General features: G+C 69.4%; 13 protein-coding genes. 2 read left to right on the top strand and 11 right to left on the bottom strand.

All coding sequences use genetic code 11. The features are described from left to right. The first annotated feature begins 65 nt into the window (after window positions 1–65). The gene (locus tag ABZT49_RS21345; protein WP_355288756.1) at window positions 66–494 is read left to right on the top strand and encodes a CBS domain-containing protein; all 429 of its coding nucleotides are present in this window, start codon (window positions 66–68) and stop codon (window positions 492–494) included. Window positions 495–504: 10 nt separating this feature from the next. Here the strand turns inward: ABZT49_RS21345 and ABZT49_RS21340 are convergent, their stop codons facing one another. The 3 genes from ABZT49_RS21340 to cobD all read right to left on the bottom strand — a co-directional run bounded on the left by ABZT49_RS21340 (window position 505) and on the right by cobD (window position 3530). After that, complete coding sequence (locus ABZT49_RS21340) at window positions 505–786, bottom strand: hypothetical protein (protein WP_355288754.1); 282 nt, start codon at window positions 784–786, stop codon at window positions 505–507. A 304-nt stretch (window positions 787–1090) separates the two neighbouring features. Next, window positions 1091–2395: a capsule biosynthesis protein gene (locus ABZT49_RS21335; protein ID WP_355288752.1), complete on the bottom strand. Its 1305-nt coding sequence runs from the start codon at window positions 2393–2395 to the stop codon at window positions 1091–1093. Between the two features lie 94 nt (window positions 2396–2489). Continuing rightward, the gene (gene cobD / locus ABZT49_RS21330) at window positions 2490–3530 is read right to left on the bottom strand and encodes a threonine-phosphate decarboxylase CobD (RefSeq protein WP_355288750.1); all 1041 of its coding nucleotides are present in this window, start codon (window positions 3528–3530) and stop codon (window positions 2490–2492) included. Here cobD and cbiB point away from each other — a divergent pair. After that, window positions 3529–4524, top strand: coding sequence for an adenosylcobinamide-phosphate synthase CbiB (gene cbiB / locus ABZT49_RS21325; RefSeq protein ID WP_355288748.1), 996 nt, complete (start codon window positions 3529–3531; stop codon window positions 4522–4524). The two genes, cobD and cbiB, sit on opposite strands and share 2 nt — an antisense overlap. Before the next feature lie 96 nt (window positions 4525–4620). Here cbiB and ABZT49_RS21320 read toward each other — a convergent pair whose 3' ends face one another. The 8 genes from ABZT49_RS21320 to ABZT49_RS21285 all read right to left on the bottom strand — a co-directional run bounded on the left by ABZT49_RS21320 (window position 4621) and on the right by ABZT49_RS21285 (window position 12440). Then, window positions 4621–6093: a glycosyltransferase family 25 protein gene (locus tag ABZT49_RS21320; RefSeq protein ID WP_355288746.1), complete on the bottom strand. Its 1473-nt coding sequence runs from the start codon at window positions 6091–6093 to the stop codon at window positions 4621–4623. 548 nt (window positions 6094–6641) lie between these two features. After that, window positions 6642–7709 (bottom strand): nucleotidyltransferase domain-containing protein, encoded by a 1068-nt coding sequence (locus ABZT49_RS21315; protein ID WP_355288744.1) that lies wholly within the window; start codon window positions 7707–7709, stop codon window positions 6642–6644. Window positions 7710–7833: 124 nt separating this feature from the next. Beyond that, the gene (locus ABZT49_RS21310) at window positions 7834–8802 is read right to left on the bottom strand and encodes an HlyD family secretion protein (RefSeq protein ID WP_355288742.1); all 969 of its coding nucleotides are present in this window, start codon (window positions 8800–8802) and stop codon (window positions 7834–7836) included. Window positions 8803–8813: 11 nt separating this feature from the next. Continuing rightward, window positions 8814–9017, bottom strand: coding sequence for a DUF1656 domain-containing protein (locus tag ABZT49_RS21305; RefSeq protein ID WP_109970424.1), 204 nt, complete (start codon window positions 9015–9017; stop codon window positions 8814–8816). Next, entirely contained in the window at window positions 9017–11044 is a 2028-nt protein-coding gene (locus ABZT49_RS21300; protein ID WP_355288905.1) for an FUSC family protein, read from the bottom strand. Before ABZT49_RS21300 ends, ABZT49_RS21305 begins: the two co-directional genes overlap by 1 nt. Continuing rightward, entirely contained in the window at window positions 11041–11538 is a 498-nt protein-coding gene (locus tag ABZT49_RS21295; protein ID WP_355288740.1) for a MarR family transcriptional regulator, read from the bottom strand. Before ABZT49_RS21295 ends, ABZT49_RS21300 begins: the two co-directional genes overlap by 4 nt. 224 nt (window positions 11539–11762) lie before the next feature. After that, on the bottom strand, window positions 11763–12101 hold the full coding sequence (locus ABZT49_RS21290) for a hypothetical protein (RefSeq protein ID WP_355288738.1): 339 nt from the start codon (window positions 12099–12101) through the stop codon (window positions 11763–11765). A gap of 93 nt (window positions 12102–12194) precedes the next feature. Beyond that, entirely contained in the window at window positions 12195–12440 is a 246-nt protein-coding gene (locus tag ABZT49_RS21285) for a hypothetical protein (protein ID WP_355288737.1), read from the bottom strand. Between the last annotated feature and the right edge of the window lie 236 nt (window positions 12441–12676).

The following is a 12676-nucleotide window of genomic DNA, read 5'->3' as shown; positions in this document are numbered from 1 at the left end:
CCGCGATCCGGAGCCGCGGGCGCCGCCGCGGGTTGCCGGAAGGCCGGGGTCACCGAGGAGGCACGATGAGCGCGACGGTCGCGGACGTGATGAGCAGGGACGTGGAGTTCATCCCCGGCGAGGCGCCGGTGCAGGAGGCCGCGGTCCTGATGGGCGAGCTCGACGTCGGCGCCCTGCCGGTCGGCACGGCGGATGCCCTCGACGGCGTGATCACCGACCGGGACATCCTCTACCGGGTGGTCGCCAAGGGGCTCGATCCGGGCAGCCTGCGGGTCAGCGAGGTGCTGTCGCGCCCGGTCGTGTCCTGCACCGAGACCGATCCTGTGCGCACCGCCCTCGACCTGATGGCCGCCCACCACGTCCGGCGCCTGCCGGTGCGGGATGCGGGCGGGCGCGTGACCGGCTGGGTCACCCTGGCGGACTTGTCGCGGGCGCTGCTGCTCGGCGGCGACGCGCTCCAGACCTCGCTCAAGCGCCTGACCGAGGAGGCGTGAACGTCTCGACCTACATGTCGGCCGCCGCGGCGGCGTTGGCCGCCGCGTTGGCGCGCTCGGCCTCCAGGATGGTCTGGCGGGCGAGGTAGCGGGTGACCAGCGCCTCGACGTCGCGGATGGTCTCCTCGACGAGGTGCTCCTGGAGCCGGGCGCGGGGATCGTCGGGCTGCAGGTTCTCGCGCTCCTGGAGCCGGCGCATGGCCTGCTTGACCACCTGGTAGACCGCCTCGCGCTCCTCGCGGCTCATCGCCGGGGAGACGGCCCGGGCGACCAGGTCCGTGAAATCGGACATCGGGGTATGGCTCGTCCTGACGCGTCGCGGGCGCTCCGTGCGGCGCCCCGACCCGCTTCATCGCACGACCGAAGCGGATTTCGCAAAAGCGGTTGCCGGTTTTGCGACAAAAATCTACGACAAAACAAATGCCTAGAGCACTTCACGATCGCGCTGCAATCGCGAAGCTCTCCAGGTCTGATTTTGCCGCATTTTCTTCGACGAACCGGTATCCGCTTCGTCGGAAAATGCTCACGCGGACCAAGCGTTGGCCCGCCAACGCAAGTCTGCTCGGGCCGGGACCGAAGGCCCGGAGGGGCCGCCCTTACATGTTGTGGTCCTTGACGCCGGCGATGAGCAGGCTGCTGCAGCCCCAGATCACCAGGAAGGCGAAGAAGGCGACGAACAAGGCCCGCCCGCGCATCGGCACGGTGGAGAGCTCGGGCCGGCTCGGCGGCACGAAGACCGCGAGGTAGACGTGCTGGCGGTTCGCCGCCACCCGGGCACGCTCGAGCATCTGGGTGGCGGAGTCGTTCAGCTTCTCGGCGATGGTGCGCTCGACCATCAGCCCCTCGTATTCCAGGATCGCCTCCGAGACGGACCGGCCGCCGACCGCCATCCCGTCGCTGGTCAGCGAGTCCTCGAGCTGCTTGATCTGCTGGTTGGTGGCGTTGAGGCTTGCCATGATGGTCTGGATCGAGCGCGACTTCTCGTCGAGGCCGGAGCCGCGCAGCACCTGCAGGTCGTTCTCCGACTTGATCTTGTCCTTGCGCAGGGAGAGCAGGGTGGTCATCGTCGCCTCGGCCGATTTCGCCGGATCGATGATGCCCCAGCGGTTGCGGAACTCGCGCAAGGAGAGGTGGGCCTTGCGCATCCGCTCCTCGCTCGCCGCCAGATCGGCCTGGCTGTGCTTGAGCATGTCCTGCTGCGCGCGGGACGAGATCGCGTTGATCAGCGCCTCGGCTTGGGCCATGACGTGGCGGCTGATCGCCATGGCATCGTCGGGCGTGAAGGCCTGCACGATCAGGGTGGTCACGCCGGAGACCAGATCGATGTGAATCTGGACGTGCTTGCGCCAGTACTTGAGCAGTTCCTCGATCGGCTTGTCGCCGGAATAGCGCGCCCAGAAATCGGCCTCGTCGCGGGTGAACATCCTGACGACGTCGAGCTCCTTCTGGGCGCTCTCCAGCATCGGCTGGCTCTGGATGTATTCCTGGACGATGTAGCTGTCCTGGCTGTTGTTCTTCTGGATCAGCGAGGAGAACTCGCCGAGCGAGACGTTGCCCATCGGCTCGACCTCGCCGCGGACGGCGAAGCGGGTCTCGACCACGTACTGGTCGGCGGCGAAGGCGAACAGGTAGATCCCGACCACCGCCGTCGGCAGCAGCACGAAGATGCCGATGTTGCGCAGCAGCCGGGCCATGACCCGGTTCTGGGCGCTGGCGGTGGGCAGGAGCGGGACGCGGGTCCAGCGCAGCGGGTTGAGGAGCGCCGGCAGCCGGCCCCGGGGCTCCGCGGGGGAGATCGGCTCGACCGTCTCGGCGTTGCGGCGCAGATCGGGCACGGTGCGCCGCGCGAACGCGATCATGCTGCCGAGCCTGTCGCGCCGTTTGACCTCGTCCGCGTCCATTCTGCCTGATTCCTCGTGCGGCGCCCGGCCGCCTGCGTGACCTCGACGGCCAGGGTCACCGGATGCTGCGGTTTTCGGCCTTTTTAATGGCGCCTCACCGCGCCCGCAGGACCGCGGCGAGGCGGGTCCAGGCCGCCTCGTCGGGTGGCAGGCCGAAGCGCAGCCGCGCCGGCGCCGCCTCGAACCGGCGCACGAAGATCCCGGCGCGGCCGAGCTGCGCGAACAGGCCGGCGGGATCGGGCGGGGAATCGGCAAAGTCGGCGGTGCGGAACAGGCGCGTGCCGCCGACGATCCGGCCGCCGGCGGCCAGGAGCAGCGCGTCGAGCCGGGCCGCGTCGCGGCCCCGCGCGGCGGCCGCCTCCCGGCGCCAGGCGGCGTCCGCGAGCGCGTGGCGGCCGACCGCGATCGCCGGCCCCGACACTGCCCAGGGGCCGATCCCGCGGCGCAACATTCCGATCAGGGGCTCTGCCGCCACCGCGAAGCCGAGGCGCAGGCCGGCGAGGCCGTAGGTCTTGCCGAAGGAGCGCAGCACCAGGCAGCCGGGCGGCGGCGCCCCGCACAGGCTCTCGACCGGTTCGAGATCCGCGAAAGCCTCGTCGACCACGAGCCAGCCGCCGCGTTCCGCGAGCCGGGCGGAGGCCGCCGCGAGGTCGCGGGCCGGGATCACCCGCCCGTCCGGGTTGTTCGGGTTGACCGCCACAACCACGTCGGCCGCCGCCCTGTCGGTCGCCGTCATGTGGGCCTCCTGGCCGAGGTCCGGCACCGTCGCGACCGCGTGCCCGGCCCGGGCCCAGGACGCGGCGTGCTCGGCATAGGTCGGGCCGAGAACCGCGACGCGGCCGGGCGGCCGCAGCCGCGGGATCAGGTCGATCAGGGCCTGCGTGCCGGGGGCGGCAACGACGTGGGCCGGGTCCGCGCCGTAGGCCCGCGCCGCCGCGTCCTCGAGGGAGGCGAGGTCGGCGCGCGCCGGCAGCCGCGTGAAGGCGCTGGCCTCCAGCGCCGGCCACGGATAGGGGATCGGGTTGATCCCCGTCGACAGGTCGATCCAGGGCCCGGGGGCCTGCGGGAAGAGCCGGCGGGCCTCGCCGAGGTCGCCCCCGTGCCGGATCGCCCCTTCCTCGCCTTCGCTCGCCATGACCGCCCTGCTGCACCCGCCCGACAGCCTCCCGGTGCTCGTCCTCGCCCTCGCGGTCGAGGCCGTGCTCGGCTATCCGGACCGCCTCTACAGGCTGGCCGGCCACCCTGTCACCTGGATCGGCGCCCTGATCGCCGCCCTCGACCGCCGCCTCAACCGCGAGGGCGATCCCGATGGGCGTCGGCGCGCCGCCGGGGTGCTGGCGCTCGGGCTCATCCTCGCGGCGACCGGCCTCGCGGCGGCGGGCCTCGCGCTCGCCTGCGGGGCGCTCGGACTTCTGCCCGGCCTCCTCCTCTGCGCCTTGCTCGCCGCGAGCCTGCCGGCCCAGCGCAGCCTGCACGACCACGTCGCCCGGGTGGCGCAGGACCTCGACCGCGACGGCCTCTCCGGCGGGCGCCGGGCGGTGGCGATGATCGTCGGGCGCAATCCCGAGACCCTCGACGAGGCCGCGCTCTGCCGCGCCGCGATCGAGAGCCTGGCCGAGAACTTTTCCGACGGCATCGTGGCGCCGGCTTTCTGGCTCGGCGCCGGCGGCCTGGCCGGGGGCGCGCTCTACAAAGCGATCAATACCGCCGACAGCATGATCGGCCATCGCACGCCCCGCCACGAGGCCTTCGGCTGGGCCGCCGCCCGCCTCGACGACCTCGTCAACCTGCCGGCCTCGCGCCTCACCGCCGGGCTCGTCATCGCCGCCGCCGCCCTGACCCCGGGGGCCAGCGCCCGGGAGGCGCTCGCCGCGGTCCGGCGCGACGCCGGCCGCCATCGCTCGCCCAATGCCGGCTTCCCTGAGGCCGCGATGGCCGGCGCGCTCGGCCTTCGCCTCGCGGGTCCCCGGGTCTACGGCACCACGCGGGTCGAGGATGCCTGGATGGGATCGGGACGGGCGGAGGCCGATGCCGCCGACATCCGGCGGGCGCTGGTGCTGTACCGGCGGGCCTGCGGGCTGCTGTGGGGGCTGGCGGCGGGGTTGGCCTGTCTCGCGCTGACGGTGTGAGAGCCTGCTTCGATCGTCGGAGGGTTTCAGATGCGCTCAAAATGAGATGTTGGCCCGCACCATCTCATTTTGAGACCATACACCTAGAGAGCCTCCTTAATTACCTTCAAATACCGTGAACAGCTCGCCTCTTAACTGATCGTAACTCTTTCTCAGGAAAGGATCTGCACTTCTAAGACTTGCGGCAAAATCACCAACGATTGAATCATAATGTTGTCCGAAATATGCCTTGCGAGCATTCACGGGATCGCGAAGCGATGTCAGATCGACATCTTGCCGCTTTTCAATGAGCTTGCCAGCGAAGAGGCGTTGCAGATCTTCTGCAGCACGCTCTAGTTTAATCCAGGCAACTGGTCGTCGCGCCATAATAATTCTATGCCAGAAGACATATGTTGCCAATGCCTGCTCAAAATCGGTAGCGAATGCCTCAACATCTACATCGAGCAACGTCTTTATCCAGCGCTTTCTGAAACAGAACGATTGAATATTTTTGCAATTCTCCAACTGAGTAGAAAATATTGCTTGTGGCGACGAGCGGATCACCGCAATTGTCATGTCCGCGAATACAAATTTGGAGTTCCGGGCGTAAAGCCCTTCTCCGAATGGCAAATCGGTATCTGACACAGCAAAGAGCCAACTACAAATTCCGTCTTCACCAATTACTTCGTGACCAACATCTAGGCCGCACGACTTAAGCGTAGAGGCCATGTACTTTGTTCCGCCACGCGGTGCACCGAGCACCGCGAGCGGTATCCGCTTCACGTGCTTGAGGTGCCGATCGAACGCTTGTTTCTCGCTGGCCCTCATAGCTTCGGAATTCATCGTATTTTCGAAAGCCACCTGCTTCGGATGTATCTTTGAAGATAGCGTTCCAATAGATGTTGATAACTCATATGAAAACGGCGGATTCAAACTATAATGCCGGGCATGATCCGAAATCTGAAAATGAATGTATACGTCACTTGTATGATTTATTTTATCAAACCGTTCTAAAGCCATTATGGCAAAAGCCCGGTTGAAGGCAAAGCCTGGATTTTGCGGAATCTTTCGTCGCTGGATGAATACGAAGTCTCCATCGAACGATGGTACTTCATTCGGTGCCAGTCCGCGCCCAAGCCCAACAAGACATGGATCTTCGGAAAACAGACCGAGTTTATCTAGCTGCGATTGCGCAAGTGCGGCAGTCGCGAGTGCTGGCGTGTAGTCAAAGAACTTAAGATCATCTTCAAAAACAAGGAACGTGTTCGAACCGGAAGCAACAGCAATTTGGAATATCTTGAGAAAGCTTAAAAAGCAGCCAACCTGCGATTCGATCAGAAGGTTATTACAATCGTCGCTACCGCAACTGATGAGCCCGCATCGAAAGCACGGCGGGAACGCTTTGACCATGCCTGTTCGGTAAGCATTGTGGACAGCGTCAGACTCAGCCTTTATGCCGTCGATAAACCTGAAGCCATACAGACCGACCGAGCACAATTCAGCTGATGCGTGCCGCTGACGTTCCAGATCTCCCTCAAGAGTAAGGCAGTATACCTGATCGAAGCTTTTCCATATCTCAGCGTTTTGCACAAAAGACTCCGTAGTACTTCTTAGCGACAACGAGCGCGCTAGGCCTGCCACTCGACGTTTAATGCCACTATGACCCCCCAACAACTTGCTCGTATCATTAACACAACACCGGGCATGGTCAAGCAAAAGATCGGTGGCGACCGAGCAATCGGACGCTGCTCTAGGTCTTTGTCTTAGGCGCATTTCAGTTGTAGACCCAGGCTCCGATCGGAGGGTGAGATGATAGGAGCTTGGGATACCGGCTGCCTCGCTTGAAGGGATGCTGGAGCCCTGGTCGACGACCCTACGCGACGCCAAAAATCAGATCCAGCTGCTGTTTGCCGCGCTGAGCGTCGCCCGCTCGGCCAGTGGAATCCTGGGCGGTCCGCTCGGGGCGGACCAGCACGAGCCCGGCTGTATGCGAGCCGGGGATGCCTGAATGGGATAGGGACGGCCCGAGGCCGATGCCGCCGACATCCGGCGGGCGCTGGTGCTGTACCGGCGGGCCTGCGGGCTGCTGTGGGGGCTGGCGGCCGGGCTGGCCTGTCTCGCGCTGGCGGTGTGAGCCGTCACCAGTCCGGCTCGATGGAGTCCCGCGTTCCGTCCGGTTCGGGCAGGATCTCGCCGGCCCGGTCGCGCAAGGAGCGCGGGATCGCGCCGAGAGCCGGATCGTCGAAGGAGAGGTGCGGCAGGCGCGCGGCGACGAGGCCGGCGACGAGGCGCGCCTGGCCCGCGTCGCGCCCGCGCTTCAGCGGGTCGCGGTCGTCCCGGGCAGCGAGCCAGGCCTTGTGGAGCGCGAAAGCCCGGGGGTCGGGCACCACGAGGCCGACCGGGTAGCCGCGGGAATCGATCGTGACCGCGCGCACCTTCGGGCTGTTGGCGAGCCAGATCAGCCCCTCGATCTCGACGGCGCTGAGATCCTCCGGCGAGGTTCCGATCCGGCTGCGGGGGCTGCGCGCCATGCGGTCCGTCGGCAGCGGCTGGATCAGGTCGACCATGAAGCCGTCCCGGTTCACGGCCCGGAAGCTCTGAGCCCCCGTCGGCGTGAACGACCTGTCGACGCTGCGCAGGAGGCCCATCAACCCCTCCCGCCCCAGGTCGCCCCCCGGCAGGGCCTCGGCGACGAGGCTCAGGCGGGCGCGGGCGTCGAACAGGAGGTCGATGTCGCCGGTGGCGAGATGGCCGCTGTCGATGCGGAGGCCGGCCATGCGCTCGTAGGCGAAGAGGGCGTGGGTGCCGACGACCCGGATGCCGGCACCGAGGAGCCCCGCCGCCGCGAAAGCCCGCAAGGCGCGCGCCGCAACGACCGGCATCCGTCCGAGGCCGAAGGCGCGATTCACCGGGGCCATCGCGTCGAGGCGCCGGGCGAGGTCGGAGAGGCGCTGCTTCAGCCGCGCCCGGCCGTCGTGGAAGGCCGCGTGGGCGGCCTCGGTCTCGGGGCTGCGGGGTCCGAGGGAGGACCAGGCCGCCCTCCGCTTGCGGTAGAGATACTGGTGCCCGCGTACCGTCTTCCAGGCCATCGACCCGGCGAAGCGCTGGGCAAGCTCGGTCCTGGCCGCCTGGTAGGCGGCGAAGACCTGCTCGGCATCGACGAACTGGCGGACCTGCTCGTGCGTCCAGTCGGTGAAATCGGCCATCTGCGCTTCGGATCGGGCTGCCCGTCGCGCGATCCTACGCTGTTTCGCCTCATCAGGCCATTGAAAAGAAAAGCGTTATCCCTTTCATGACCAAAACCGGACTTGATCGGGATAACCGTCTTCGTCAGCTCCGGCGCGCTGGCAGCGTGGCCTTCAGCGCCTCCCAGCCGTCGCGCAGGCCGAGATTGTGCAGACCATCGAACGGCCGGACCGCCGGCCGCTCGCCGCGGGGATGCACCACCACGGTGGCGGTGCGCCCGACGGTGAGGCGGTCGCGGTCGACGGTGGAATCCAGCGTGATCCGCACCGGCACGCGCTGGGCGAGGCGCACCCAGGCGAAGGTCGGGTTGACGTTGGCGAGCAGCGACGCGCCGGCGCTGCGCTCCCGGTCCTCGATGCCGGCAGCGACGCTCTCGACCTTGCCGGTGACGTCGTGGTCTTCGCCCATCAGCCGCACGGTGACCGGGTCGCCGGGATGGATCCGGTCGAGCTTCGTCTCCTCGAAGTAGCCCTGGACGTGCAGGGTGTCGCCGTCGACCAGCGCCATCACCGCCTTGCCGACGCCCACATAGGCGCCGGGGCGCAACTCGAGATTGCTGATGCGGCCATTGACCGAGGCGCGGACCTCGGAGCGGTCGAGGTTGAGCTTCGCGAGGTCGCGGTCGGCCACGGCCTGGTCGTAGGCGGCCCGGGCGCTCTGCTCGGCGGCGAGCGTCGCCTCCAGCTTCTGCTGCGACACGACGTTGTCGCTGAGCTGGCGGTAGCGGGCCAGATCCGCCTCGGCCTGGACCAGGTTCGCCTTGCGGCCGGCCACCACGGCCTCGGCCTGCCGCAAGGCCAGGGCGAAGCGGTCGGGATCGATGCGGAACAGCACGTCGCCGCGCTTGACCCGCTGGTTGTCCCGCACCTCAACGTCGCGCACCAGCCCCGAGACGTCGGGGGCGACGCCGACGACCTCCGCCCGCACCCGCCCGTCGCGGGTCCAGGGAGCCTCGAGGTAGTAATCCCAGAGCGCCGTCCCGACGACGAGGGCGAGCACCAGCATGGCGGCGGTGACGGCGAAGCGGCCGAGGAAGGCGAGCGCGCGGGTCATGAGTCAAGTCTTCAGGTCAGGCGGCCGGCGAGCGACACGACGACGCCGAGGCACACGAGGGTGAGGCAGAGGTCGAAGAGCGGCCGGTGCCAGACCAGCCGGTAGAGCCCGAGCGCACCGATCAGCCGGCGTAAGACGAGGCTGACCAGGACAGCGACGAGGGCCCAGACCAGCAGGGCCGGCACGAAGACGCCGTAGAGGTCGATGTCAGTCATCAGGCGGCCTCCCGCGCCGGCAGGGCGGCGCCGGGCGGCGGCGCCTCGGGAAACAGGGCGCGGCGCAGGCCCACGAGGCCCAGCAGCGCGTCGCGCCGGCCGGGGCCCCCGGATGCCTCGACGCTCGCGAGCGCCACGTCGATGCGGCGGAGCAGGTCGTCCGGGGCCGGGCCGCGCGGCCCCTCGTAATGGCCCGCCACCCCGTCGAGGGCGGCATCGAGGGGAGCGACCGCCTCAGGCGGCAGGCCGTGGCGGGCGCGCCGCAGCGAGACAAGGTTCATGCCGACCCGGAGCGCCGCCAGGGTGTCGATCCGGGCGAGATCGCTGTCGGGCCCGCTGGCTGCCAGCCGCGGCACCAGGAGGCCGAGGCGGTCGAGCATCAGGTGGGCGAAGGCGGCCCGGTCGCCGTGCCCGCGCCGGCGCGCCGCCCGGGCGAGGTCGGCGCGGCTCGCCGCGACGAGCCGGCGGGCGCCGTGCTCGGCACCGACCGAGCGCACTAGCCGCGTCACGATCGCGGCGAGCCAGATGCCGCCGACGAGGGCGATGCCCGAATTGACGTAAGCGCCGAATTCCGAGGTGTAGCGGTCCTGGATCGCCAGGAGGGCGTTGCCGTTGACGCCGAGCGCCAGGCCCACCGGCAGGGTTTTCGGAGAGGTCATCAGCAGGCCGCACAGGACCAGGGCCGGGGCCAGCACGAGCGCCAGGCTGACGAAGTCGTGCACCAGCGGCATCACGCCAAACAGGAGCACGCCGATCGCCGCCGCCGCGATGCCGGTCCAGGTGGCGAAGCTCAGGATCGCCGGGGCCGGATCGTCCTGAGTCGCGAACAGGCAGCACAGCACCGCGCCCATCATCGCCGCGGTGGCGCCGTCGGGCCAGGCGGTGGCGATCCACACCACCACGCAGGCGACGATGGCCAAGAACACGCCGAGGGCGGAGCGCAAAGCCATGCCGTGGTCGCGGTGACGCGGCGCGCGGCCGCCGAACTCGCCCGCATAGGCCAGCGGCTCGCGCAAGGCGCCGTCGCCGCGCGCGATCCCGTCCTGCAGCGCCCGGCAGTCCCGGCCGATCGCCACCAATTCGCGCAGGCGGTCGATCAGGCTCGCCCGTACCAGGGCGGCCCAGGAGGTGTGCGGGGAGAGCGGACGGTCGGCGGCCTCGATGCGGGCGAGGAGCGCGTCGGCCTCGACGGCGGGAGCGTCGGCCGCCGACCACGCCTCGACGTCGGCGAGGAGCCGGCGCAAATCGGGCGTGAGGCCCGAGAGATCGTTCAGGGCCGCGATCCGGTCGGCGAGGGAGGAGAGGACCGGCAGCAGCATCAGCATCCGGCCGCGCAGGAGTTGCACCAGCGGCGCCGCCCGGCTCTGGGCCGAGGTGTCGTAGGCGAGGTGCGTCGAGAGCGCGTCGATCTCCGCCGCCTCCGCCGCCAGGCGCAGGCGCCGCGCCCGGGTCGCCGGTTCCTCGCCGACCCGCGAGAGCACGTCGCCGGTCCAGCGTCCGGCCTCTTTGAGCCAGGCGCCGACCCGGGCGGCGAGGACCGGGCCGACGGGCTCAGGAAAGACGAGGCTCGCGACCAGCGAGGCGCAGAGGATGCCGAGGGTGATCTCCTCGGCCCGCGACACCGCGGTGTCGAAGATGGTCTCCGGGCTCGTCACCGCCGGAAAGCCGATCAGCGCCGCGGTGTAGCCGGCGAGCATGAACAGGTAGGCCCGCGGCGAGCGGTCGAGAAGCGAGAGGTAGAGGCAGCCGGCGGTCCACAGCGCCAGGGCCAGCGTCAGCACCTCCGGGGCGTTGACGAGCGGCGGCACCAGGACGACCGCCATGGCGACGCCGATCAGCGTGCCGACCACCCGGTACAAGGCCTTCGAGCGGGTGGCGCCGGAGAGCGGCTGCATGGTGATGTAGACGGTCGCCATCGCCCAGTACGGCCGCGGCAGGTCGACCCAGAGCGCGATGCCGAGGGCGAGGAGCGCCGCCCCGCTGATCTTGAGGGCGAACAGCCATTGGCGCCAGCCGGGCAGCATCAGGCGCGTCCTCCGGCGGCCGGGCGGGGCACCGGCGCGTCGTCGGGCCCGCAGGTCAGGCTCGCACCGCGCGGGCCCCCGGCCTGGAGCGCGTGCATCACTTTCAGGGCCGCCCGCAGGTCGTCGTCGCCGACATCGGTAAAAACCGCCTCGCGCAGGGTGTCGAACCGCGCCTCGATCGCGGTCGCGCGGGCCCGGCCCTCCGCCGTCAGGTGCAGCACCTTGGCGCGACGGTCGGTCGGGTCCTCCCGGCGGGTGACGAGGCCGGCCTCACAGAGCTGATCGAGGAGGCGCACCAGGCTCGGCCCCTCAACGCCGAGCGCGTCGGCCAGCGTGGTCTGGCGCAGGTCGCCGCCGAGCCGCCCGATCAGCAGCAGCGGCAAAGCCGTCGCCTCGGTCAGGCCGTAGGCGGTCACGACCTCGTCGGCGGCTCGGCGCCAGACGCGTCCGGCCTGGAGCAGGGTCAGGGTGAGGGATTGCAGGAGGTCGCGTCGCATCGCCGCCAGTCGGGCCGATTCTTTGTCGACCTCATAGATAGGATGCTAACGATCGGAGCCGAAGCGCGGCCGGCGCGGGGCGGCCATGCGCGCGGGAACCTGTCCGCCTCGCTCAGGCCGTCTTCGAACCCACCGCGTCATTCCGTGGCCGCGCAGCGGAGCCCGGAATGACGCGGTGGGCGTGAAATCGGTGGAGGCCTATCACTCAGGCTCCGGAAACGTGCCTATTGCTTGGCGGCGGCGTCGCGGTCGGGCGTCCAGTCGAGCTCGATCACGGTCTTTCCGTCCTCGCGGTTGTATCGCAAGGCGGTGTGTCGCATCGCCCGCAGGGAGGCGGCATCGTCGGCCCGGGGGCACTGGACGGGATCGTGGGGGCGCTTGGTCCGGTCGAGCATGCGCCCGAAGGCGGCGTCGAGCGCCGGCATCGCCGCGACGGTCGAGAACGGGGTCGACAGGTAGACGGTGCCGGACGGGGCGCGGGCGAGGCAGTAGCGCCAGTCGGCGGCGGCCGGATTGGCGACCAAAGCGACGCCGATCACGGCGCCCGGAAGCAGGGCTCTCATCGAATCGGGGATCTCGGAACGGGCCTCGGGGCCGTCCCGATGCGCGGCGCTTGCGGCGCCAGCAAGGCGCGGCAAGGCAAGGCGCGGCAGGTGTCAGGCCGGGATCAGGCCCGAGGCGGAGGCCTCGATCTCCGCGGCGTCGAGGCTCACGCTCCAGACCCGGGCGCCGTCCTCGGTGACGAGCCAGGCCTCGCCGGTCCTGTCGCCGAAGACCTCGTCGGCCCGTCCGAGCACCCGGGCGGCGGCGTGGCGCACCGTCGGCGCCTCGATCGACAGGTGGTGGAGCGGGAGGGCCTCGCGTCGGTCGCGAGAGGCGGAGAGCAGGCGATAGACGGGCATGACGAGCGAACTCCGAAGACGAGGGGGTCTGGCGATCCCGGATGTCTGGCGCGATCGGCGGCTGCCTTGCGGTGTCGAACCGTTCCCCACGCCCCAGGTTCCTGCTGCGCCGGGACAGGAGCGTCGAGTATCGTCCGCGGCGGGCTCAAACCGCCGCGGGCTCAAACCGCCGCGGGCTCAAACCGCCGCGGGCTCAAACCGCCGCGGGCTCAAACCGCCGCGGGCTCAAACCGCCG

The sequence above is a fragment of the Methylobacterium sp. EM32 genome (genome assembly GCF_040593685.1).
Classification (GTDB): Bacteria; Pseudomonadota; Alphaproteobacteria; order Rhizobiales; family Beijerinckiaceae; genus Methylobacterium.
Note: the sequence above shows the minus strand (reverse complement) of the source record. Positions and strands in the feature narration are given on the sequence as shown.